Raw genomic sequence first — 20,958 nt, 5'->3', positions numbered from 1 at the left:
TCAGCCCAGGGAGCTGCGCAGGAACTCACGGTTCATCGCGGCGATGCTGGGCAGCGGGATGCCCTTGGGGCAGGCCGTCGCGCACTCGCCGGTGTTGGTGCAGCCGCCGAAGCCCTCGGCGTCCATCGCGGTCACCATCTCCCGCACCCGGGACTTCCGCTCCGGCGCGCCCTGCGGCAGCACGTTGAGGTGGACCACCTTGGCGGAGGTGAAGAGCATCGCGGACCCGTTGGGGCAGGCCGCCACGCACGCCCCGCAGCCGATGCACTCGGCGTGCTCGAAGGCGGTGTCGGCGGTCTCCTTGGGGACGGGCGTGGCGTGCGCCTCGGGCGCGCTGCCGGTCGGGGCGGTGATGTAGCCGCCGGCGCCGATGATCCGGTCGAAGGCGGAGCGGTCCACCACGAGGTCCTTGACCACCGGGAAGGCCGCCGCCCGCCACGGCTCGACGTCGATGGTGTCGCCGTCCCGGAAGTGCCGCATGTGCAGCTGGCAGGTGGTGGTCCGCTCGGGGCCGTGCGCCTGGCCGTTGATGACCATGCCGCAGGCGCCGCAGATGCCCTCGCGGCAGTCGTGGTCGAAGGCGACGGGCGTGTCGCCCCGGGTGATCAGCTCCTCGTTGAGGGTGTCCAGCATCTCCAGGAAGGACATGTCCGGACTGATCCCGCTGACCGCGTAGGTGGTCATCGAGCCGGGCGTGTCGGGGCCCGCCTGGCGCCAGATCCGAAGGGTGAGGTTCACGCGTAGCTCCGCTGGGTGGGGTGGACGTGCTCGAAGTCGAGGTGCTCGCGGTGCAGCACGGGCGCCTGCCCGGTGGCGGTGAACTCCCAGGCGGCGGCGTAGGAGAACTCCTCGTCGCGCCGGGCGGCCTCGCCTTCGGGCGTCTGGCTCTCGGTGCGGAAGTGGCCGCCGCAGGACTCGGCGCGGTGCAGCGCGTCCAGGCACATCAGCTCGGCCAGCTCGAAGTAGTCGACCAGCCGGTTGGCCTTCTCCAGCGCCTGGTTGAGCTCCTGGCCGGTGCCGGGCACCTTGATCCGGCGCCAGAACTCCTCCCGCAGCACCGGGATCCGCTCCAGCGCGCGGCGCAGCCCGGCCTCGTCGCGGGCCATCCCGCACTCGTCCCAGAGCAGCTCGCCGAGCTCGCGGTGGAAGGAGTCCGGGGTGCGGTCGCCGTCCACCGCGAGGATGAGGTTGAGACGGTCGGCGACCTCGGCCTCCACCGAGGCGATCTCCTCGTGGTCGGCCGGGACGGCGGGCAGCTTCTCGCGGGCCAGGTAGTCGTTGAGCACCGGCGGCAGCACGAAGTAGCCGTCCGCCAGGCCCTGCATCAGCGCGCTCGCGCCGAGCCGGTTGGCGCCGTGGTCGGAGAAGTTCGCCTCGCCGATCGCGAACAGGCCGGGAACGGTCGTCTGCAGGTCGTAGTCGACCCAGAGCCCGCCCATCGTGTAGTGGATCGCCGGGTAGATCCGCATCGGCACCCGGTAGGGGTCCTCGGCGGTGATCCGCTCGTACATCTCGAACAGGTTGCCGTACTTGGCCTCCACCGCGTCGCGCCCCATCCGGCGGATCGCGTCGGCGAAGTCCAGGTAGACGCCCTGCCCGCCGGGGCCGACGCCGCGGCCCTCGTCGCAGACGTTCTTGGCGGCCCGGGAGGCGATGTCGCGCGGCACCAGGTTGCCGAAGGCCGGGTAGATCCGCTCCAGGTAGTAGTCCCGCTCCTCCTCGGGGATCTCGGCCGGCGGCCGGGTGTCGCCCTTGGCCCTGGGCACCCAGATCCGGCCGTCGTTGCGCAGCGACTCGCTCATCAGGGTGAGCTTGGACTGGTGCTCGCCGGAGCGCGGGATGCAGGTCGGGTGGATCTGGGTGAAGCACGGGTTGGCGAAGTACGCGCCGCGCCGGTGTGCCCGCCAGATCGCCGTGGCGTTGGAGTTCTTGGCGTTGGTGGAGAGGTAGAAGACGTTGCCGTAGCCGCCGGAGGCCAGCACCACGGCGTCCGCGGTGTAGCTGGTGATCTCGCCGGTGACCAGGTCGCGGGCGACGATGCCGCGCGCCCGGCCGTCGACCACCAGCAGGTCCAGCATCTCGGTGCGGGCGTGCATCTCCACGTTCCCGGCGGCGATCTGCCGGGAGAACGCCTGGTAGGCGCCGAGCAGCAGCTGCTGGCCGGTCTGGCCGCGGGCGTAGAACGTCCGGGAGACCTGCACGCCGCCGAAGGAGCGGGTGTCGAGCAGGCCGCCGTACTCGCGGGCGAACGGCACGCCCTGGGCCACGCACTGGTCGATGATCTCCACCGACACCTGCGCCAGGCGGTGCACGTTGGACTCGCGGGCGCGGAAGTCGCCGCCCTTGACCGTGTCGTAGAACAGCCGGCGGATCGAGTCGCCGTCGTTGCGGTAGTTCTTGGCCGCGTTGATGCCGCCCTGGGCGGCGATCGAGTGGGCCCGCCGCGGGGAGTCCTGGAAGCAGAACTGCACGACGTGGTAGCCCTGTTCGGCGAGCGTGGCGCCCGCCGCGCCGCCCGCCAGGCCGGTGCCGACCACGATCACCGTGTGCTTGCGCCGGTTGGCCGGGTTCACCAGCTTGGCCTCGAACCGGCGCTGGTCCCAGCGCTGCTCGATCGGCCCCTCGGGGGCCCGGGTGTCGGCGATCGGATCGCCGACGGTGTACTGCGGGTACGCGCTCAACTCACCACTCCGGTCATCACGGCCACGGGGACGGACAGGAAGCCCGCGGTCAGCACCAGCGCCAGGCCGTTGGCGGTGAGCTTCAACGCGCGGTCCCGGCGGGCGTTGTTGGCGCCGAGGGTCTGCGCCGCGCTCCAGAAGCCGTGCCGGATGTGCAGGCCGACGGCGAGCATCGCGACGACGTAGATCACGCAGGAGTACCAGGTCCCGAAGGAGGCCACGATGTTCTGGTACGGCCTGCCGTGCTCGGCGTTGGGGTTCACGGTCAGCGTGGTCAGGTCCAGGATGTGCCAGACGATGAACAGCGCCAGGATCACCCCGCCCCAGCGCATCGTCCGGGTCGCGTAGCTCGCCCGCCGCCGCTGGTGCGCGTACCTGGCCGGCCGGGCGGCGAGGTCGCGCCGGCTCAGCTGGTACGCGGCGACGCCGTGCAGCAGCACCGCGGCCAGCAGGCCCACCCGGGCGATCCACAGGAACCACTCGTGCCCGAGGAAGGGCTGGCCGAGGGTGCGCAGCCAGGCGGCGTAGCCGTTGATGTCGTCCGGCCCGAAGAAGACCTTGAGGTTGCCGAGCATGTGGGCGACCAGGTACAGCAGCATGACCAGTCCGCTGACGGCCATGACCGCCTTCTTGCCGACGGTCGACCGCCACAGCGTCACCAGGGTGGACGGGTGCCGGGCCGTCCGAGTCGCGGTTGTCATGGCGACAACGGTAGGGAGCGGGCGACGGTGCGTCCAAGACATGCCGCGGCTTGTGACGATAGCCTGCGCCTATGCTGGGAGCTGTGCAGCTCCAGCAACTCCGTTACTTCGTGGCCGTCGCCGAGACCCGCCACTTCACCCGCGCGGCCGAGGCGGCACACGTCGCCCAGCCGTCCCTCTCGCAGCAGATCCGCTCCCTGGAGCGGGAGTTGGGCGCCGAGCTGTTCCACCGCACGCGCGGCAACATCGCCCTCACCGACGCCGGGGACGCACTGCTGCCGCTCGCCCGGCGCATCCTCGCCGACACCGAGAGCGCCCGCCTCGCCGTCCAGGAGACCGTCCAGCTGCGCCGCGGCCGGGTGCGGCTCGGCGCGCCGCCGAGCCTGTGCACCAGCCTGGTGCCGGACGTGCTGCGGGCCTTCCGGGACCGCTACCCGGGCGTGGCGCTGGTGGTGCGTGAGGGCGGCTCGCGCGACCTGGTGCGCAGCCTCGCGGAGGGGGAGCTGGACCTCGCGCTGATCATCACCCCGCCGAGCGGCGAGGCGCAGCCCGCCCTGGCGCTCACCGAGCTGCTGCACGAGGCGCTGGTGCTGGTCTCCCGCGACGCGCCCGGGCGGCGGCGCCGGGTGCGGGTGGCGGAGCTGCGGGGGTGGCCGCTGGTGATGTTCCGGGAGGGCTACGACCTGCGCGAGGCGACCCTGGCGGCCTGTCGGGCCGCCGGCTTCGAGCCGGAGTTCGCGGTGGAGGGCGGCGAGATGGACGCGGTGCTCGGCTTCGTCCGGGCCGGGCTGGGGCCGGCCGTGCTGCCCGGCATGGTCGCCCACCGCTCGGGCCTCGCGGTGACCCCCTTCGCGGGCGAGGGCCTGGGCCGCACCATCGCCGTCGCGCACGGCCACGAGGTGCCGCCGACCCGCGCGGCCGCGGCGCTCCGCGAGACCCTGCTGGCCCACCTGCACGACGCCGCCCGGGACGGCGAGCTGCCGCTGGGGACCAGGCTGCTGCTGTAGGGGCCCCTTCTGCGGCCGTGGGCGCCCTTCGCGGGACACGGCGGGGCCCGGGACGCGTCGGCGCGCCCCGGGCCCCCGGTTCACGGACGTGCTCAGGCGGGCAGCACGGCCTCGATCGCGGCGATCACCTCGTCCGACTCGGGCTCGGTGCGCGGCCGGATCCGGGCGGTCACGGTGCCGTCCGGGCCGAGGACGAACTTCTCGAAGTTCCAGGAGACGTCCCCGGCCTGACCCTCGGCGTCGGCGGTCTCGGTCAGCCGCGCGTACAGCGGGTGCCGGTCCTCGCCGTTCACGTCGGTCTTCTCGAACAGCGGGAAGGTCACGCCGTAGGTGGTGGAGCAGAAGGTCCGGATCTCCTCGGCACTGCCCGGCTCCTGGCCGGCGAACTGGTTCGACGGGAAGCCCAGCACGGTGAAGCCGCGCCCGGCGTACCGCTCCTGGAGCCGCTCCAGGCCGGCGTACTGCGGGGTGAGGCCGCACTTGGAGGCGACGTTGACGATCAGCAGCGCCTTGCCCTTGTAGTCGGCCAGCGAGGCGGCCTCGCCGGACAGCGTGCGCAGCGGGATGTCGTACAGGCTCACGGTGGGGTCCCCTTCGGAGGAGGTCGTCGGTCGTGGTCGGGGCCGCGTCGGCGGGCGGGCCCGCGCCGGTACGGTATCCCGCCCGGCCGGCCCACCCGGTCAACCGCGTCCGGTCGGCGGGTGTTCCGGCGCGTGCGGGCCGGTGGGGGCGCGCCGGTGGCCGGCGTGCGGGGGCGGTGGCGGTGCGCGCCGGGCGGATCACGCCGGGCCGGAGCGCTCCAGGACGGCGATCCGCTCGGTGACGGCGGCGAAGTCGGCGCTGAGCCAGCGCTCGGGCCGCATCCGCACGGTGACGTCCGCCGTCAGCTGCTCGGCGGTGGCCACCAGGTAGGCGGCGGCGGTGGCGGGCGGCAGGTAGCGGTGGGCCAGCGCGGAGCGTTCGTCCGGGTCGACCCGGTCCTCGATCGCCACCACCGGCCCGGCCACGCTCACGTACCGGCAGGGCGGCTCCTCCTGCTGGGCGCAGAGTGTGAACCGGCCGGCCTCCCGGATCCGGTGCGCCTTGACGGAGTCCCGTCCCGTCAGCACGGTGATCAGTCCGCCGGGCCGGTAGGCGTACCAGATCGGCACGGTGAGCGGGGCCTCGCCGGGCTCCCGGCCGGCGACGGACAGGACGCCGACGTGCACGCCGGCCAGGAAGTGCTCGCACTCGGCGCGGGTCATCGCGAAGGACACGGTGGGGCCTCCCGGGCAGGAAGGCCCGCGCGCGGAGGTCGCGCGCGGGCGGTCCTCGGTACGTACCCGCACCGCCTGCGGACGGAACGCCCGGGCGCGCGGGGGCGGCGGGGGCCGTCCCGGCGGAGCGGCGAGGACGGCGGGCGGGCGCCGCCGGTCGTCCGCCCGCTCGAAGGGCGAACGTGCGTACCCGTCCGAGGCCGGGATTCCGGGTCTGAAGTGTCGTTGATGTGCCATCCACGTGAAGGAATGGTGTGCGAGGTTGGCCGGTCCCGGGCGGCTGGGTACCGTCGGTGGCACGCCGGACCCGTCATGGTTGCCATGTTCAACAGGGGGTCACGGCAAGGGGGTTCGGGACCGTCCGGAGAGCAGGGGAGCTCCGGCCGTCGGGTCCCGTGCAGCACGCCCGCCTGCGCCGGCCCGTCCCGCGCGTCCCAGCCGCCACCGCAGCACCGCAGTCACCAGCAGCACTGCAGCCATCAGCAGCAACGCACCCGCAGCAACGCACCCGCAGCGATGCGCCGCCCGCGGCGCGCCGCCGTGCCGGTGCGCGGAAGGAACCTCCCGATGCCTCGACGCCGTGCCCTGCCCGCCTGCCCCGCCGCTTCCGTGTCCGCCGCAACCGCCCTCGCCGCTTCCGCCTTCGCCGTCGTGTCCGCCGCTCCCGCCGCCCCGGCGGTGGTGCGCCGGTGAACCGCCTGCCCGGCGGGCGCAAGAGCCCGCCCGCCGCCCCGCGCCGCAGCGCCCCGCCCGGTCATGCCCGTCCCCGCCGCCTGCCGCGCCGCCGCAGCCCGGCCGCCGTCCTGCGCGCCGTGCCCTGGCGCCACGACCTGCCCGCCTCCCTGGTGGTCTTCCTGGTCGCCCTCCCGCTCTGCGTCGGCGTCGCCGTCGCCTCCGGCGTGCCCGCCGAACTCGGCCTGGTCACCGGCATCGTCGGCGGCCTGGTGGTCGGCGCCCTGCCCGGCAGCAGCCTGCAGGTCAGCGGCCCGGCCGCCGGCCTGACCGTCCTCGTCCACGAGGCCGTCCAGGAGTACGGCGCGGGCGCCCTGGGCGTCCTGGTGCTGCTCACCGGCCTGCTCCAGCTCGCCATGGGCGCCCTGCGGCTGGGCCGCTGGTTCCGCGCCATGTCGGCCTCCGTGGTGCACGGCATGCTGGCCGGCATCGGTCTGACCCTGGTGCTCGGGCAGCTGTACGCGCTCGCCGACCGCCGCGCCCCCGGGACCGGTCCGGAGAAGCTCGCCGGCCTGCCCGCGCTGCTGCGCGACGCCGTCACCGGGGCGGCCAGTCCCAGCGCGGTGGCGCTCGGCACCGCCACCCTGCTGGTGCTGATCGCCTGGAAGTACCTGCCGTCCCGGCTGGCCCGCGCGCTGCCCGGCCCGCTCGGCGCCGTCGGCCTGGCGGCCGCCGTCACCGCGCTCGCGGACCTGCCGGTGGCGCGGATCGAGGTGGCCGGCCTGCTCGACGTCGTCCAGTTGCCCGACCATGCCGCGCTCGGCGCGCTGGCCACCACCGCCGGCGTCGGCACCGTCCTCGCCTTCACCCTGATCGCCTCCGCCGAGACCCTGTTCAGCGCGGCCGCCGTCGACCGGATGCACCACGGCCCGCGCACCCACTACGACCGCGAACTCACCGCCCAGGGCGTCGGCAACGCCCTCTGCGGGCTGCTCGGCGCGCTGCCGATGACGGCCGTGATCGTCCGCAGCGCGACCAACGTCCAGGCCGGCGCCCGTACCAAGGCCTCCCGGATCCTGCACGGCGGCTGGCTGCTGCTGTTCACCGCCCTGCTGCCGGGCGCGCTCGGCCTGGTGCCGGTCACCGCACTGGCCGCCGTCCTGGTCCACGCGGGTGCCAAGCTCGTCCCCGTGCGGCGGATCGCCGGGCTCTGCCGCGACCACCGGGGGGAGGCGGCGGTGCTCGCCGTCACCACCGTCTCGGTGATCGCCACCGACCTGTTCGAGGGGGTGCTGATCGGCATCGGCCTGGCCGTGGCCAAGTCCGCCTGGCAGACCTCCCACCTGCAGATCAGCCTGGAGGAGCCGCCCTCAGCCCCCGGCGGGCAGGAGGCCGTGCTGCGCGTCCGGCTGACCGGAAACGCCACCTTCCTGCGGCTGCCCCGGCTGCTGGACACCCTCGAACGCCTCCCGGCGGACCGCCCGGTCGAACTCGACTGGTCCGGGCTGCGCCACCTCGACCACGCCTGCACGGTCGCGCTCACCGCCTGGGCGGCGCAGCACCGCGCCCGCAGCTCCGCCCCGCTGGCGGTCGACCCGCCGCTGCCGACCGTGGTCTGAACGACTCGCTAGCCTGGTGGCCCGGTGGTCCTGCGGCCAACCGGGCCGCGCCGGGCCGCACTGGGAGGAGAAGCAGCCGTGATCGCAGCCTTTTCGGTCACCCCGCTCGGGGTCGGCGAGGACGTCGGGGAGGCGGTCGCGGCCGCCGTCAAGGTGGTCCGCGCGAGCGGGCTGCCCAACCGCACGGACGCGATGTTCACCAGCGTCGAGGGGGAGTGGGACGAGGTGATGCCGGTGATCCGGGAGGCGATCGAGGCGGTCAAGGCCTACAGCAACCGGGTCAGCACCGTCATCAAGATCGACGACCGGGCCGGGGTCACCGACGGCCTCACCCGCAAGGTCGCCTCGGTGGAACGCCACCTGGCCGGCGGCTGAGCCGCCCGGGCCGGCCCGCCCCCGTGCGAGGGCGGGCCGGCCCCTCGCTTTTCTTTCTTGACTGATCGATCTGGAAAAGACTACCTTTCAGGCATGGCGCGAACCAAGGAATTCGACCCCGACGCGGTGCTCCAGTCGGCTCTGGAGCTGTTCTGGCGGCGCGGCTACGAGGCCACCTCGATGGCCGACCTGGTCGAGCACCTCGGGATCGCCCGCGCCAGCGTCTACGCCACCTTCGGCAGCAAGCGGGAGCTGTACCTGCGCGCGCTGGAGCGCTACGGGCAGCAGCGGCAACCCGTCCTGCTCGCCGAACTGTCGCAGCCCGGCCCGGTCCTGCCGGCCGTCCGCGCCCTGGTCCGCCGCTTCGCCGGCGAGTCCGCCGAGGACGGCGAGGAGGGCCCCCGGCGCGGCTGTTTCGTCACCAACACGGCGGTGGAGCTGGCTCCGCACGACCCGGACGCCGCCCGCCGGGTGGAGGCCAACCTGCTCCACCTGGAGACCGTCCTGACGGCGGCGCTGGTGCGGGCGCGGGCCCAGGGCGAACTGCCCGAGGACCGCGACCCGCAGGCGATCGCCCGGATGCTGCTGGTGCTGTTCCAGGGCATGCGGGTGATCGGCAAGGCCGGCGACGGCTCGGCGCGCCTGCGCGACGCCGCCGACCAGGCCCTCGCGCTGCTGGACTGACCCGGCTCCCGCCCCCCTTCCGCCCGGCTGCTCCGCGCCCGGGGCCGTGGGCGGCTTTTTCTCTCTCAATTCTGAACCGAACGGTCAATTTAAACCCCCGATCGAGGAGTGCACGCATGACCCGCAGCACCACCCGCTTCGCCGGCAAGTCCGTCCTGGTCACCGGTGGCGGCAGTGGCATCGGCCGAGCCGTGGCCCTCGCCTTCGCCCGTGAGGGCGCCCGCGTCGCCGTCGCCGGCCGCACCGCGAGCGCCCTCGCCGAGACCGTCGCCCTGGTGCGGCAGGAGGGCGGCACCGCCGTCGCCCTCACCGGCTCGGTCTCCGACGCCGCCGACGCCGCCCGCCTGGTCCGCGAGACCGTCGAGCAGCTCGGCGGCCTCGATGTCGCCGTCAACAACGCCGGTGTCCTCGGCGGCATCGGCCGGACCGCCGACGTGGCCGACGAGGAGTGGCAGCGGGTGATCGACATCAACCTCAACGGCACCCGGCACGCCATGAAGCACCAGATCGCCCACCTGCGCGCCCATGGCGGCGGGGCGATCGTCAACATCTCCTCGAACCTCGGCACCCACCTGCGGGTCGAGAACCTCGGCGCCTACGCGGTCTCCAAGGCCGCCGTCGCCACCCTGACCCGCGCCGCCGCCCGCGACCACATCGCCGAGGGGGTGCGGATCAACCTGGTCAGCCCCGGCCCGATCGACACCACCATGTCCTCGCAGCCCGGCGAGAGCGCCGCCGACAAGGCGGACCGGATGAAGGGCGGCGTCCCGGCCGGCCGCGCCGGCGCCGTCGAGGAGGTGGCCGCCGCCGTCCTCCACCTCGCCTCCGAGGAGTCGGCCTTCACCGTCGGCGCCGACCTCGTCCTCGACGGCGGCATCACCGCCTGAGCCGCCGCCGCCCCACCGTGCCGCCGGCCGTCCGGGGGATCAGGCCGACAGTGCCTCGTCCTCGGCCGGCGGCGCGCAGGCGGCGGCGAGTTCGTCCAGCGAGAGCCCGAGCGCGAACGCCAGCGCGGCGACGGTGAAGAACGAGGGCGTCGGCGCCCGGCCGGTCTCGATCTTGCGCAGCGTCTCGGCCGACACCCCGGCCGCCGCCGCCACCTCGACCATGCTGCGCCCGCCCCGCGCCTCGCGCAGCAGTACGCCGAAGCGCTCGCCGCGCTCGCGTTCCCCGGGGGTCAGCGGAGTCCTCACCATGCCCCGATGGTAGGCCACGGCGCTTCGGGCGTGGCTCGACACGGCCTCGACCGTGATACAAATACCGGTATAAGAATTGGAGACGGCTGGTCGGAGGACCTCATGGTGGAGCTCAAGTCGGAGGCGGCGCTGGCCGCGATGCGGGAGGCGGGGCGGGTGGTCGCCACCGCGCTCGCGGAGGTGGAGCGGGCGGCCGGCGTCGGGGTGAGCCTGCTGGAACTGGACGAGGTGGCCCGCGGGGTACTGCGCCGGGCGGGGGCGACCTCACCGTTCCTCGGCTACCGCCCCTCGTTCGCCCCGGTGCCGTTCCCGGCGGTGATCTGCGCCTCCGTCAACGACGCGGTGGTGCACGGCATCCCCGACGGCTACCGGCTGCGTGACGGCGACCTGGTGAGCATCGACTGCGGCGCCGTCCTCGACGGCTGGGCGGGCGACGCCGCCGTCAGCTTCACCGTCGGCACACCCCGCCCCGAGGACCTCCACCTCATCGACACCACCCGCCGCGCCCTGGAGGCGGGCATCGCGGCGGCCGTGGCCGGCCACCGCACCGGCGACATCGCCCACGCCATCGGCACCGTCGCCCGCACCGCCCGCTACGGCCTGCTCGAAGGCTTCGGCGGCCACGGCATCGGCCGCCGCATGCACGAGGACCCCCACCTCCCCAACGAGGGCCGCCCCGGCCGGGGCTTCCCCCTCAAGCCCGGCCTGGTCCTGGCCATCGAACCCATGCTCATCGCCGGCGGCACCGACACCCACACCACCGACCCCGACGGCTGGACCCTCCGCACCACCGACGCCACCCGAGCCGCCCACATCGAACACACCGTCGCCATCACCGCCTCCGGCCCCCGCGTCCTCACCCTCCCCTGACACCCCGCCCGGGCACCTGTTCGCGCACGGTCGCGCGGGGCGGGACCGGCCCGTGGATCCCGGGGCCGGTGGAGCCGGGGGAGTGGCGGGACCGTCGGTCGGGTTGCGGGGACCTTGGACCCTGGGTGTGCTGGTCGGGAGCGGGAAGGGTGGTGGGTGCGGCCGGGCCTCCCCCCCTGTTCGGCCGCGTCACGTTCGCAACTGTCGGAGGTCGTCATGCCAAGGTCCGTCGTCGTCGGTGTCGATGGTTCGCCCGAGAGCCTTGCCGCGCTGGACTGGGCGGCGGAGGAGGCGGCCCGGCGGGAGATGCCGCTGAAGGTCGTGCTGGCGTGGCCGACGGTGGTGACGCCGTTGTCCGTGCTCGGGACGGTGGACCTGGCGCGGCGGCAGGCCGACGTCACCCTGCGGGACGCCGAGCTGCGGGTGAAGGAGCGGTGGCCCGAGCTGACCGTCCAGGCCGTGCAGGTGCCGACCGAGCCGGTGCGGGCGCTGGTCGACGAGGTGAACGGGGAGCAGGAACCGGACGGTGCGACGGCCGAGCTGCTGGTGCTGGGCTCGCGCGGGTTCGGCGCGGTGACCGGGTTCCTGGTCGGGTCGGTGAGCCAGCGGGTGCTGACGAAGACGGACTGCCCGGTGGTGCTGGTGCGCCGCGGCGAGGAGGAGGACGCGGCCGGCGCCCGCGAGGTGGTGGTCGGCGTCGACCCGTTCGACGGTGCCGACGCGGTGCTCGCCCACGCCTTCGAGGTGGCGGAGCGGCGCGGCCTGCCGGTGCGGGCCGTGTACTCCTGGACGCTGCCGGCGACGTACCAGTACGCGGGCATCGCCGCCAGCGTCGACGTGACCGGCGAGATGCTCGTCTACGCCAAGGGCGAGCTGGCCCGGGTGGTGAAGCCCTGGCGGGAGAAGCACCCGGGGGTGACCGTGGTCGAGGAGGCCGTGAACGCCCGCCCGGCCAAGGCGCTCGCGGCCCGCGCGGCGGGCGCGGAGCTGGTGGTGATCGGCCGGCGGGTCCGCCGCTCGCCGATCGGCGCGCACCTGGGCGCCGTCGCGCACGCCGTCCTGCACCACGTGCCCTGCCCGGTCGCCGTCGTCGCGTACGAGAGCCAGGACGGCAAGCAGGAGGCCGGCGATGCGTGACCAGGTGCTGGTGGGAGTCGACGGCTCGGAGGCGAGCCTGGCCGCCGTGGACGTCGCGGCCCGCGAGGCGCGGCTGCGCGGCACCGGCCTGCGGATCGTGCACGCGTTCATCTGGCCGCTGATGAACGTCCCGCTCGGTCCGGCGAAGGACGGCCCGCCCCAGGGCGGCCTGCGCCACCAGGCGGAGGACGTCCTGCGGGACGCCCGGGCCCGCGCCGAGGCGCTCGACCCGCGGCTGGAGATCGAGACCGAGCTGGTCACCGGCGAGCCGCTGACCGTGCTGGCCCGCCACTCGGGGCAGGCCTCCCTGGTGGTGGTCGGCAGCCGGGGCCTCGGCCGGTTCGGCGCCCTGCTGATCGGCTCGGTGGCCGTGCACCTGGCCGCGCACGCCGCCTGCCCGGTGCTGATCGTCCGCGGCCGGCCGGACCCGGAGGGCCCCGTGCTGGTGGCGGTGGACGGCGGCGGGGTGGGCGCCGAGGCGCTCGGCTTCGCCTTCGCCGAGGCCTCCGCGCGCCGCGCCCCGCTGACCGCCCTGCACATCGCCCACCCGAGCACCAGCTGGCCCGACCAGGAGGAACGGGTGCTCGCCGAGGCGCTGGCCGGCTGGCGGGAGAAGTACCCGGACGTCGAGCTGCGCTCCGAGATCGTCGAGGCGCACACCCGCCCGGCGCTGCTGGAGGCGAGCCGGGAGGCGCAGCTGCTGGTGGTCGGCGCCCGCGGCCGCGGCGGCTTCGCGGGCATGCTGCTGGGCTCCACCAGCCAGGCGATGATCCAGCACGCGCACTGCCCGGTGGTCGTGGTCCGGCACGCGGAGGAGCCGGCGGACGAGGCCTGACCCGCCCTCCTCCCCGGGCCCGGACCGTTACCACGGTCCGGGCCCGGGGAGGTTCGGCGCCGGGGAGTTTTGGCCGGCGCCGCGCCGCGCAGAACAGGAGGCATGCGGGAGCGGCGGCACGGGCGGCTGATGGTGATCGTGGCGGGCCTCGGCGCGCTGACGGCGGCGCCGGGGGTGATGCTCGCGTTCCGGATCACCAGCCCCTGGCCCGTCTCGGCGGTGAGCGCCGCGGCCGCGGGCACCGTGGCGGTGCTGGCGCTGTGGCAGGAGCGCGCCAAGCAGGCCTACAAGCAGGCCGACGACGACCGTGCCCGGGTCCTGAACGGCGCCCTGGCCCGCGCCGACGGCTCGCTGCTCCGGGTCCGGGAGGCGGCCGACCCGATCCTGCTCGGCGTCCACCCGGCGGCCGCCGTCCCGTCCGAGGAGGGCGCGGCCGACCGGGTCCCCGCCTACGTGCCCCGGGACGCCGACGGCGAGCTGCGCGAGGCACTGGCCCGAGGCGGCTTCGTCCTGCTGGTGGGGGACTCGACGGCCGGCAAGTCCCGCTCGGCGTGGGAGGCGATGCGCGCCACGCTCGGCGACCACCTGCTGCTCGTGCCCAAGGACCGCGAGGCCCTGCCCGCGCTGGTCGCGCTGGCCGCCCGCGAGCGCCGCTGCGTCCTGTGGCTGAACGACCTCGAAGGCTATCTGGGCGCCGGCGGGCTGCGGCGCGAGGACCTCGGGCGGCTGCTGGGCGAGGACGGCCACCACCGCGTCGTCCTGGCCACCCTGCGCACCGCCGAGGAGGCCCTGCTGACCGGTGAGGACGAGGACCGGGGCGCCCCCAAGCACGCCGCGGAGGTGATCCGGCAGGCCCACCGGGTCTACCTGTCACGGCTGTTCAGCACCGCCGAGAGCGACCGGGCCCGGCTGCGCGCCTGGGACCCCAGGATCGAGAGCGCGCTCACCCTGGGCGGCGGCTACGGCCTCGCCGAGTACCTGGCGGCCGGTCCCGACCTGCTGCGGCTCTGGCAGGACGCCTGGAGCCCGAACACCAGCGCGCACGCTCCCGGGCACCCCCGGGCGGCGGCGCTGGTGACGGCGGCGGTGGACATCCGGCGGGCGGGGCACGCGGCCTCGATGCCCCGCGCACTCGTCGAGGCCGCCCACGCGTACTACCTGGAGCGGCACGGCGGCGAGCGGCTGCGCCCGGAACCGCCGGAGGAGGCCTGGGAGTGGGCGACGCGGCCGCGCCGGGCGACCACCGCGCTGCTCCAGCGGTCCGGGGACCGGGTCGGGGTGTTCGACTACCTGCTGGACGTCGCCCAGCGTGCCGCCGGGCCGACCGCGCTCGTCCCGGAACCCGTGGTGCGGCTGATCGTGACCGGGGCCGACCCCGCCGACGCCGAGCGGGCCGCCGCCACCGCGTACGCCCAGGGGCGCTACGAGCTGGCCGTCACGGGCTGGCGGCGGGCCGCCGCCGCACCGGGACCGGACGCGCTGAACAGCCGCAACAACGCCGCGCGCGCCCTGCGGCGGCTCGGCCGGCCCGCCGAGGCGCTGGCCGAGCACCGGGCGGTGGCCGCCGCCCGCACCGCGACGCTCGGAGCCGCCCACCCCGACACCCTGATCGTCCGCGACAACCTCGCCAACGTCCTGCGCGACCTGGGCCGCGTCGAGGAGGCGGAGGCCGAGCACCGCGCCGTGCTGGCGCTGCTGACCGAGGTCCGGGGCCCGGAGGACGCCTTCACCCTGTTCAGCCGGGACAACCACGCCGTCGCGCTGCGCGAGATGGGACGGCCGGCCGAGGCGGAGTCCGAGCACCGCGCGGTGCTGGACATCCGCGAGCGCGTCCTCGGGCCCGACCACCCGGACACCCTGCGCACCCGGCACCACCTGGCGCTGGCGCTCCGCTCCCTGGGACGGTCGGCGCAGGCCGGTGAACTCCTGGCCTCGGTCGTGGCGGGCCGCACCCGGGTGCTCGGCCCGGACCATCCGGACACCGCCGCCGCGGCCGCCGACCTGGCCGGGACCGCCTGAACGGACGCCCCGCGCCCTCCGGACCTCACCCCAGCAGCCGCAGCCGGGTGGCGGCGACACCCACCCGGACGGTCTGGCCCCGGGCCAGCTCCAGCGCGTCGGCCTCGACGCCGTCGCCGAAGGCGACCAGCCGGTCCGACTCGACCGTCAGGACCAGCCGCCGGCCGGCGTCGAGCAGGCCGTGCACCCGGCCGGTGCCGGTGGCGGGGGAGGGCCAGGCCTCGCGGACGAACCAGGCGAGCGCCGGGGCGGCCGGCTCCGGCAGGGCGAGCGGGCCGCCGCGCTCCAGCCAGACGGAGCGGCACCAGCCGGTGCCGCCCGTCCCGGTGCCCACCAGCACGCCGGACGAGGCCTGCGGCTCGCCCTCGTCCGCGGCGCCGGAAGGACCCTCCTCGACGGCCAGCCGGTAGCGGGCCGTCTGGTGGCCGGGCTGGCCGACGTACACCTCGTTGAGCGCGAGCAGCCGCTGGGTGTCGTCGGCGACCGCCTCCACCATGGTCCGCTCCTCGGCGCGCCGCTCGGCGCCCGGGCCGACGGCGGCCGGCAGCAGCCGCGCCAGGTCCTGGGCCCGGTGCCGGACCAGGACGCCCGGATTGCGGCCGGGCTCCGCGTCCACGCCGATCACCGGCTGCCCGGCCAGGTACTTGGCGACGTTGGCGACCAGCCCGTCCTGGCCGACCACGACCACCACGTCCTCCGGCTCGAAGAGGAACCGCGGCAGGTCGGCGCGCTCGACCCGGGTGCGCCGCCAGTCCAGCGGCACGGCGCCGGCCGCCAGGGCGAGCGCCCGGCCCTGCCGCTCGTGGCGCCGCTCGATCTCCTCGACCGACCGGCCCCGGCTGCTCAGGAAGTACGCGGCCTGCCCGGGCGTGCCGTGGTGGGCGAGCAGCTCCTGGTACTCGGTGCGGCGGTGGACCAGGACCGCCCGGGGCGCGAGCGTCACCGCCCGTCTCCCTTGCCCGCGCCCGCGGCGCCCTCGCCGACGCCCGTGCCCGCCGCGCCCAGCTTGGCGAGCAGCCCGGTGAGCACGTCCGGGGTGAGGGTGAGGCTGTCGATCCGCGGCAGGTGCTCGGCCAGCCGCATCAGCGCGAGCGCCCGCAGCACGGCCGGGTCGGCCTGCTGGTGGGCGGCCAGCCAGGCCGCCTCGGCGGCGGCCCTGGCCTCGCCGAGCGCGCGGGCCGCGTCGGCCTCGGCGCCGGCGAGCCGGGTGCGGCGCTGCGCCTCGGCGTCGGTGCGGATCCGGTCGGCGACCGCCTCGTCCTCGGCCTGGAGCCGGCCGTTGGCCCCCTGCTGGGTGATCAGCTGTTCCTGCCGCCGGGCGAGTTCGATCCGGTTGGCGAGCTCGTTCTCGGCGATGCCGCGCTCGTGCTCGACGGCGACGGCGCGCCGTTCGAAGGTGGCCCGGTCGGCCTCCTGCTGGACCAGCTCGCGGGCGGGGGTGCGCAGCGCGCGCTCCACCTCCGGTTCGGGGCGCAGCGCGACCACCCGGACGGCGATGACGGCGAGCCCGGTCTCGGCCAGCCGGGGCTCGGCGGCGAGTCCGGCGGCCATCCGTTCGCGCACCGCGCTGATGCCGTCGGCCAGCGCGGTGGCGAGCGGGGTGCGGGCGAGCAGGCCGAGCGCGTGCTGCTGGGCGGTCTCGGTGAGCAGGGTGGCGAGCTGGTCGAGCGGGGCGGAGCGCCAGGCGCCGGTGTCGGGGTCGATGCCGAAGTCCACGCGGGCGGCGGCGGTGGCCGGGTCGGTGATCCGGTAGGTGAGGGTGCCCTGGACGGTGACGTCCTGGAAGTCGGCGGTGCGGGCGTGGAACAGCATGGCCAGCTCGCGGTCGTCGACCGGGACCTCGGAGAGCACGGCGGTGAGCGGGCGGAACCAGAAGGCGAGGCCGGTGCCGTCGTGGACGAGCCGCCCGCCCCGGACGTGGCGGATGTGGGCGGTGGGCAGGGCGCGCAGGTGGCGCAGCCCGAAGCGCTTGGTGATGTCGGCCATCGGTGACTCCTTTTCGTCGGAATGACGATATTGGGCGCGATCGATTCTCGTCAAGGTGACGAAAAGGGGTGGCCCGGGTCCCGCCGCCGTGTTCGTGGGAGGATCGACCGGTGCTGAGGATGCGAACGACGAGGCTCCCCGCCGCACTGCTGGCCGCGGCCTGCGCGACCGCCGCGGCCTGCGCCACCGCCACGCTCGGCGCCCCGCCGGCCCGCGCGGCGGACGGGGGCGGCGAGGCCTTCACCATCGGCGACCCGCGGATCACCGAGTCCAGCGGCCTCGCGGCCAGCCTGCGGCACCCCGGGGTCTACTGGACCCACAACGACAGCGACGACGGCCCGTACGTCTACGCCGTCGACTCCCGGGGCCGCACCGTGGCCACCGTCACCCTGCGCGGGACCGAGCCGCGCGACGTCGAGGCGGTCTCGCTCGGTCCGGACGGCCGGCTCTACGTGGGCGACATCGGCGACAACCTCGGCGGCAAGTGGCCCGAGGTCTGGATCTACGCCTTCGCCGAGCCCGCCGAACTCCGCGACCAGAGCGTCCAGGTGACCCGCTACAAGGTCCGCTACGAGGACGGCCCGCGCGACGCCGAGGCGCTGATGGTCCACCCGGTGACCGGCCGCGCCTACATCGCGAGCAAGAAGCAGGGCGGCGGCGGCCTCTACCAGGGCCCGGAGCAGCTCTCCGCGACCGGCGTCAACACCTTCCGCCGGATCGCCGACGCCCCGTGGACCACCGACGGCGCCTTCTCGCCGGACGGCACCCGGCTGGTGCTGCGCGGCTACTTCTCGGCCACCCTCTACCGCTGGAAGGACGGCGCGCCGAGCGGCGGCGAGTCGCTCAGCACGCCGTTCCAGCGCCAGGGCGAGTCGGTCACCTTCAGCGCCGACGGCCGGGCGCTGCTCTACGGCAGCGAGGGCAAGGACAGCCCGGTCTGGCGCTCCCCGCTGGCCGGCGACCAGCTGCCCGACGCGGTCGGGCCGCAGCCGAGCGCCACGCCGGCCCCGTCCGCGCCGCCGTCCGGCGAGGCGGCGGCCCCGCCCTCGGAGGGCGCCGCCGCCGGCCCCTCCTCGTCCTCGGGCGGCGCCGGGGACCAGACGCTCGGGGTGGTCTTCCTGCTCGCGGTGGCGGGCGCGGTGTTCGGACTGCGGCGCAGGAAGCGCGACGGCTGACCCCGGAGCTGCCCGGAAGGACCGCCGCCGGCCGCCGCCGCGACCGGAGCGCACCGGGTCGGACGTCGGCGAACGACCCGCCGCTGCCCGGGCCGGAGCGCGGGCCGGGCGGCACGCCACGCCCAACAGCGCCGATCTGTCGCCGATTTGTGACAAAGGTTGGCCAACACCGGCCCCACGGGCGGTTTTCGTGGACGTAGTGTTCCGACTATGTCACGGAGAAGCCGCCGCACGCCCTCCTCGGAGCCCCACGACACCTGGGTGCCGCGCCCCCGGCGCCGCGAGACCCCGCTCGGCCTGCTCGGTCACGGCGTGAAGTTCCTCGGCTACAGCACTCTCGCGGGTGTACTGCTCGCGGGCATCGCCCTGCCGGCCGCCGGCGCGCTCGGGCTCGGGATGAAGAGCGGCGTCGAGGAGTTCGACACCATCCCTGACGACCTGAAGACCCCGCCGCTGACCCAGGCCAGCTGGATATTCGACGCCAAGGGCCAGCAGATAGCCAAGGTGTACGAGCGCGACCGACGGGTGATCACCGCCGAGGAGATGGGCCCGCTGATACGCCAGGCCCAGGTGGACATCGAGGACGCGCGCTTCTACGAGCACGGCGCCGTCGACCTCAAGGGCGTGCTGCGCGCGATCACCAAGAACGCCGAGAGCGGCACCGCCGTGCAGGGCGCCTCGACCCTGACGCAGCAGTACGTGAAGAACGTCAACGTCGAGAAGGCCGGCGACGACGTGGCGGCCGTCCGGGAGGCCCAGCGCAAGACCCTCGGCCGCAAGGTGCAGGAGCTGAAGTACGCCATCAAGCTGGAGGAGGAGCTGACCAAGGAGCAGATCCTCACCAACTACCTGAACATCACCTACTACGGCCAGCAGGCCTACGGGATACAGGCGGCGGCCCAGCGCTACTTCAGCAAGAACACCAAGGACCTCACCATCGCCGAGGCGGCCACCCTGGCCGGCCTGGTGCAGAACCCCTCCCAGTTCGACCCCAAGGCCCACCCCGAGGCCTCGCGCAAGCGCCGCGACGTCGTGCTCGACAAGATGGTGGAGAACAAGCACCTCACCCCGGAGCAGGCCAAGGAGGCCAAGACCGGGCCGGTCGTGCTGCGCTACCAGGCACCGCAGAACGGCTGCATCACCGCCGACGCGGGCATGGGCTTCTTCTGCGACTACGTCAAGCACGTGATCAAGCAGGACCCGGTCTTCGGCAAGACCGCCGCCGAGCGCAAGAAGCTCTGGGACATGGGCGGCCTGCTGATCCACACCACCCTGGACCCGGTGAAGCAGGCGGCCGCGCTCAGGGCGGTGACCGCGAAGGTCAAGGTCACCGACGACGTGTCGGCGGCGATGACGATGGTGGAGCCGGGCACCGGCAAGATCCTCGCGATGGCCCAGACCCGCCCCTACGGGATCGACCCGGGCAAGCGGCAGACCGTCGTCAACTACAACGTGGACGCGGCGATGGGCGGCGGCAACGGCTTCCAGCCGGGCTCCAACTTCAAGCCGATCGTGGCCGCCGCCGGACTGGAGGCGGGGCTCACCTCCACCCAGTCCTACCCCTCGCCGAACAAGATGGACTGGCCGACGATGAGCACCTGCGACGGCACCTGGAAGAACCTGGAGAAGGGAAGGAAGGGCGGCGCCATCCCCAACGAGTCGGCGGGCGAGGTCGGTCCGTACGAGCTCAAGGAGGCGATGGCGCTCTCGGTCAACACCTACTTCGTGCAGATGGAGCAGGAGATCGGCCTCTGCGCCGTCAAGCAGATGGCCAACAAGCTCGGCGTGCTGACCAAGGCGAGCGGAAAGCCGCTGGAGGAGCTGCCCGCCCTGGGCCTGGGCACCCAGGAGGTGAGCCCGCTGGTCATGGCGAACGTCTACGCCACCTTCGCCAACCGCGGCACCTACTGCACCCCGGTCGCGATCAGCGGCATCACCACGATGGACGGCAAGGAGGTCGCGGTCAGCCCCGGCAAGTGCGAGCGGGTCTTCTCCGAGAACACCGCCGACGTCATCAACACCGTGCTGCTCGGCGTGACCGAGAAGGGCGGAACCGGCCGTGACCTCGGTCTGGCCGACGACCGCCAGATCGCCGGCAAGACCGGTACCTCCGACGAGAAGAAGTCGGCCTGGTTCAGCGGCTACACCGGTAACCTCGCCGCCTCGGTCTGGCTGGGCGGCCCGGCCGGCGGTGTGCCGATGAAGAACATCCGGATCGGCGGCAAGTGGTTCGACGAGGTCTTCGGCGCCACCGGCCCCGGACCGATCTGGCAGATGGCGATGAACGACGCCGTCCGGGGCATGCCGGAGAAGGAGTTCGACACCGTCTACATCCCCAACCCGGCGCCCAAGCGCGACCCCTCGGCGAGCCCGGGCTCGGGCAGCGGCTCGCCCGGCGGCTCGCCGAGCGACGTCGCGACCTGGCCGGGACGGCCCCAGGGGTCCGGCCGGCCGTCGCGCACCCCCAACCCGAACACCAGGCCCGCCCAGCCGACCCAGCGGCAGGAGCAGCCGGTTCAGCAGGACCAGCAGCCGCAGGAGCAGCAGGGCCGGGCGGAACAGCCCGAGGAGCAGCACACGGAGCAGCACTCGGACCAGCAGGAGCAGGGCTGAGCGCCCCGCCTCCGAACGGCACCGCGCCCCGGAACGTCCGGCGACGTTCCGGGGCGGGGGGGCGGTGGGGGGCCGGGGGGCAGGCGGCAGTGCCCGCCCGTGGCGGCCCAGGAGTGCTGAGAGGGGGAGAGC

At 74.7% G+C, this 20,958-nt stretch carries 20 protein-coding genes; 12 read left to right on the top strand and 8 right to left on the bottom strand.

Annotated elements, in window-relative coordinates; all coding sequences use genetic code 11:
- From ABT238_RS36460 to ABT238_RS36450, 3 genes are read right to left on the bottom strand one after another with little or no spacing between them, the layout of a single operon-like run.
- Positions 1 to 738 (bottom strand): succinate dehydrogenase/fumarate reductase iron-sulfur subunit, encoded by a 738-nt coding sequence (locus ABT238_RS36460; RefSeq protein ID WP_350805753.1) that lies wholly within the window; start codon positions 736 to 738, stop codon positions 1 to 3.
- On the bottom strand, positions 735 to 2,681 hold the full coding sequence (locus ABT238_RS36455) for a fumarate reductase/succinate dehydrogenase flavoprotein subunit (protein WP_350805750.1): 1,947 nt from the start codon (positions 2,679 to 2,681) through the stop codon (positions 735 to 737). The genes ABT238_RS36460 and ABT238_RS36455 overlap by 4 nt, the downstream gene beginning before the upstream one ends.
- Positions 2,678 to 3,382 carry a succinate dehydrogenase cytochrome b subunit gene (locus ABT238_RS36450; protein WP_350570912.1) on the bottom strand — a complete coding sequence of 235 codons (705 nt, stop codon included), beginning with the start codon at positions 3,380 to 3,382 and terminating at the stop codon, positions 2,678 to 2,680. The genes ABT238_RS36455 and ABT238_RS36450 overlap by 4 nt, the downstream gene beginning before the upstream one ends.
- An 83-nt stretch (positions 3,383 to 3,465) precedes the next feature.
- Between ABT238_RS36450 and ABT238_RS36445 the strand changes: the two genes are divergently transcribed.
- On the top strand, positions 3,466 to 4,389 hold the full coding sequence (locus ABT238_RS36445; RefSeq protein WP_350805780.1) for a LysR family transcriptional regulator: 924 nt from the start codon (positions 3,466 to 3,468) through the stop codon (positions 4,387 to 4,389).
- Between the two features lie 92 nt (positions 4,390 to 4,481).
- Here the strand turns inward: ABT238_RS36445 and ABT238_RS36440 are convergent, their stop codons facing one another.
- Together ABT238_RS36440 and ABT238_RS36435 are read right to left on the bottom strand one after the other, a co-directional pair.
- Positions 4,482 to 4,970, bottom strand: a complete 489-nt coding sequence (locus ABT238_RS36440; RefSeq protein ID WP_350570913.1) for a glutathione peroxidase — start codon at positions 4,968 to 4,970, stop codon at positions 4,482 to 4,484.
- A gap of 198 nt (positions 4,971 to 5,168) precedes the next feature.
- Entirely contained in the window at positions 5,169 to 5,645 is a 477-nt protein-coding gene (locus ABT238_RS36435) for a pyridoxamine 5'-phosphate oxidase family protein (protein ID WP_350570915.1), read from the bottom strand.
- 567 nt (positions 5,646 to 6,212) lie between these two features.
- Between ABT238_RS36435 and ABT238_RS36430 the strand changes: the two genes are divergently transcribed.
- The 5 genes from ABT238_RS36430 (at position 6,213) to ABT238_RS36410 (ending at position 9,882) form a co-directional block, all read left to right on the top strand.
- Entirely contained in the window at positions 6,213 to 6,338 is a 126-nt protein-coding gene (locus ABT238_RS36430; RefSeq protein WP_350805738.1) for a hypothetical protein, read from the top strand.
- A gap of 80 nt (positions 6,339 to 6,418) precedes the next feature.
- The gene (locus ABT238_RS36425) at positions 6,419 to 7,936 is read left to right on the top strand and encodes a SulP family inorganic anion transporter (RefSeq protein WP_502884379.1); all 1,518 of its coding nucleotides are present in this window, start codon (positions 6,419 to 6,421) and stop codon (positions 7,934 to 7,936) included.
- A gap of 78 nt (positions 7,937 to 8,014) precedes the next feature.
- On the top strand, positions 8,015 to 8,311 hold the full coding sequence (locus tag ABT238_RS36420) for an MTH1187 family thiamine-binding protein (RefSeq protein ID WP_350570919.1): 297 nt from the start codon (positions 8,015 to 8,017) through the stop codon (positions 8,309 to 8,311).
- A gap of 93 nt (positions 8,312 to 8,404) precedes the next feature.
- On the top strand, positions 8,405 to 8,995 hold the full coding sequence (locus tag ABT238_RS36415; RefSeq protein WP_350570921.1) for a TetR/AcrR family transcriptional regulator: 591 nt from the start codon (positions 8,405 to 8,407) through the stop codon (positions 8,993 to 8,995).
- Positions 8,996 to 9,111: 116 nt separating this feature from the next.
- Positions 9,112 to 9,882 (top strand): SDR family NAD(P)-dependent oxidoreductase, encoded by a 771-nt coding sequence (locus ABT238_RS36410; protein ID WP_350570922.1) that lies wholly within the window; start codon positions 9,112 to 9,114, stop codon positions 9,880 to 9,882.
- Positions 9,883 to 9,921: 39 nt separating this feature from the next.
- On the opposite strand, the gene ABT238_RS36405 is transcribed toward ABT238_RS36410, so the two are convergent.
- Entirely contained in the window at positions 9,922 to 10,191 is a 270-nt protein-coding gene (locus ABT238_RS36405) for a helix-turn-helix domain-containing protein (protein ID WP_350570923.1), read from the bottom strand.
- Positions 10,192 to 10,293: 102 nt separating this feature from the next.
- Here ABT238_RS36405 and map point away from each other — a divergent pair, with 102 nt between their 5' ends.
- The 4 genes from map to ABT238_RS36385 all read left to right on the top strand — a co-directional run bounded on the left by map (position 10,294) and on the right by ABT238_RS36385 (position 15,052).
- Positions 10,294 to 11,061 (top strand): type I methionyl aminopeptidase, encoded by a 768-nt coding sequence (map, locus tag ABT238_RS36400; protein ID WP_350570924.1) that lies wholly within the window; start codon positions 10,294 to 10,296, stop codon positions 11,059 to 11,061.
- A gap of 216 nt (positions 11,062 to 11,277) precedes the next feature.
- Positions 11,278 to 12,198 carry a universal stress protein gene (locus ABT238_RS36395; protein ID WP_350570926.1) on the top strand — a complete coding sequence of 307 codons (921 nt, stop codon included), beginning with the start codon at positions 11,278 to 11,280 and terminating at the stop codon, positions 12,196 to 12,198.
- Complete coding sequence (locus ABT238_RS36390) at positions 12,191 to 13,033, top strand: universal stress protein (protein WP_350570927.1); 843 nt, start codon at positions 12,191 to 12,193, stop codon at positions 13,031 to 13,033. Before ABT238_RS36395 ends, ABT238_RS36390 begins: the two co-directional genes overlap by 8 nt.
- Positions 13,034 to 13,135: 102 nt before the next feature.
- Positions 13,136 to 15,052 (top strand): tetratricopeptide repeat protein, encoded by a 1,917-nt coding sequence (locus tag ABT238_RS36385; RefSeq protein WP_350805724.1) that lies wholly within the window; start codon positions 13,136 to 13,138, stop codon positions 15,050 to 15,052.
- A 25-nt stretch (positions 15,053 to 15,077) separates the two neighbouring features.
- Here ABT238_RS36385 and ABT238_RS36380 read toward each other — a convergent pair whose 3' ends face one another.
- Together ABT238_RS36380 and ABT238_RS36375 are read right to left on the bottom strand one after the other, a co-directional pair.
- Positions 15,078 to 15,995 (bottom strand): hypothetical protein, encoded by a 918-nt coding sequence (locus tag ABT238_RS36380; RefSeq protein ID WP_350570930.1) that lies wholly within the window; start codon positions 15,993 to 15,995, stop codon positions 15,078 to 15,080.
- Positions 15,992 to 17,038, bottom strand: a complete 1,047-nt coding sequence (locus ABT238_RS36375) for an SPFH domain-containing protein (RefSeq protein WP_350570931.1) — start codon at positions 17,036 to 17,038, stop codon at positions 15,992 to 15,994. The genes ABT238_RS36380 and ABT238_RS36375 overlap by 4 nt, the downstream gene beginning before the upstream one ends.
- 119 nt (positions 17,039 to 17,157) lie before the next feature.
- On the opposite strand from ABT238_RS36375, the gene ABT238_RS36370 reads away from it, so the two are divergent.
- Entirely contained in the window at positions 17,158 to 18,213 is a 1,056-nt protein-coding gene (locus ABT238_RS36370) for a hypothetical protein (protein WP_350805773.1), read from the top strand.
- A gap of 210 nt (positions 18,214 to 18,423) precedes the next feature.
- The gene (locus ABT238_RS36365; RefSeq protein ID WP_350805712.1) at positions 18,424 to 20,826 is read left to right on the top strand and encodes a transglycosylase domain-containing protein; all 2,403 of its coding nucleotides are present in this window, start codon (positions 18,424 to 18,426) and stop codon (positions 20,824 to 20,826) included.
- Positions 20,827 to 20,958: the final 132 nt, after the last annotated feature.

Source organism: Kitasatospora sp. NPDC001527, from assembly GCF_040298605.1.
GTDB lineage: Bacteria > Actinomycetota > Actinomycetes > Streptomycetales > Streptomycetaceae > Kitasatospora.
This window is presented reverse-complemented; position numbering and strand designations above follow the sequence as displayed.

Bases quoted from the DNA above. Each gene is read 5' to 3' on its own strand.
- ABT238_RS36450 (WP_350570912.1), bottom strand. From the start codon at position 3,382: ATGACAACCGCGACTCGGACGGCCCGGCACCCGTCCACCCTGGTGACG.
- ABT238_RS36430 (WP_350805738.1), top strand. From the start codon at position 6,213: ATGCCTCGACGCCGTGCCCTGCCCGCCTGCCCCGCCGCTTCCGTGTCC.
- ABT238_RS36415 (WP_350570921.1), top strand. From the start codon at position 8,405: ATGGCGCGAACCAAGGAATTCGACCCCGACGCGGTGCTCCAGTCGGCT.
- ABT238_RS36410 (WP_350570922.1), top strand. From the start codon at position 9,112: ATGACCCGCAGCACCACCCGCTTCGCCGGCAAGTCCGTCCTGGTCACC.
- ABT238_RS36405 (WP_350570923.1), bottom strand. From the start codon at position 10,191: ATGGTGAGGACTCCGCTGACCCCCGGGGAACGCGAGCGCGGCGAGCGC.
- map (WP_350570924.1), top strand. From the start codon at position 10,294: ATGGTGGAGCTCAAGTCGGAGGCGGCGCTGGCCGCGATGCGGGAGGCG.
- ABT238_RS36395 (WP_350570926.1), top strand. From the start codon at position 11,278: ATGCCAAGGTCCGTCGTCGTCGGTGTCGATGGTTCGCCCGAGAGCCTT.
- ABT238_RS36390 (WP_350570927.1), top strand. From the start codon at position 12,191: ATGCGTGACCAGGTGCTGGTGGGAGTCGACGGCTCGGAGGCGAGCCTG.
- ABT238_RS36385 (WP_350805724.1), top strand. From the start codon at position 13,136: ATGCGGGAGCGGCGGCACGGGCGGCTGATGGTGATCGTGGCGGGCCTC.
- ABT238_RS36375 (WP_350570931.1), bottom strand. From the start codon at position 17,038: ATGGCCGACATCACCAAGCGCTTCGGGCTGCGCCACCTGCGCGCCCTG.
- ABT238_RS36370 (WP_350805773.1), top strand. From the start codon at position 17,158: ATGCGAACGACGAGGCTCCCCGCCGCACTGCTGGCCGCGGCCTGCGCG.
- ABT238_RS36365 (WP_350805712.1), top strand. From the start codon at position 18,424: ATGTCACGGAGAAGCCGCCGCACGCCCTCCTCGGAGCCCCACGACACC.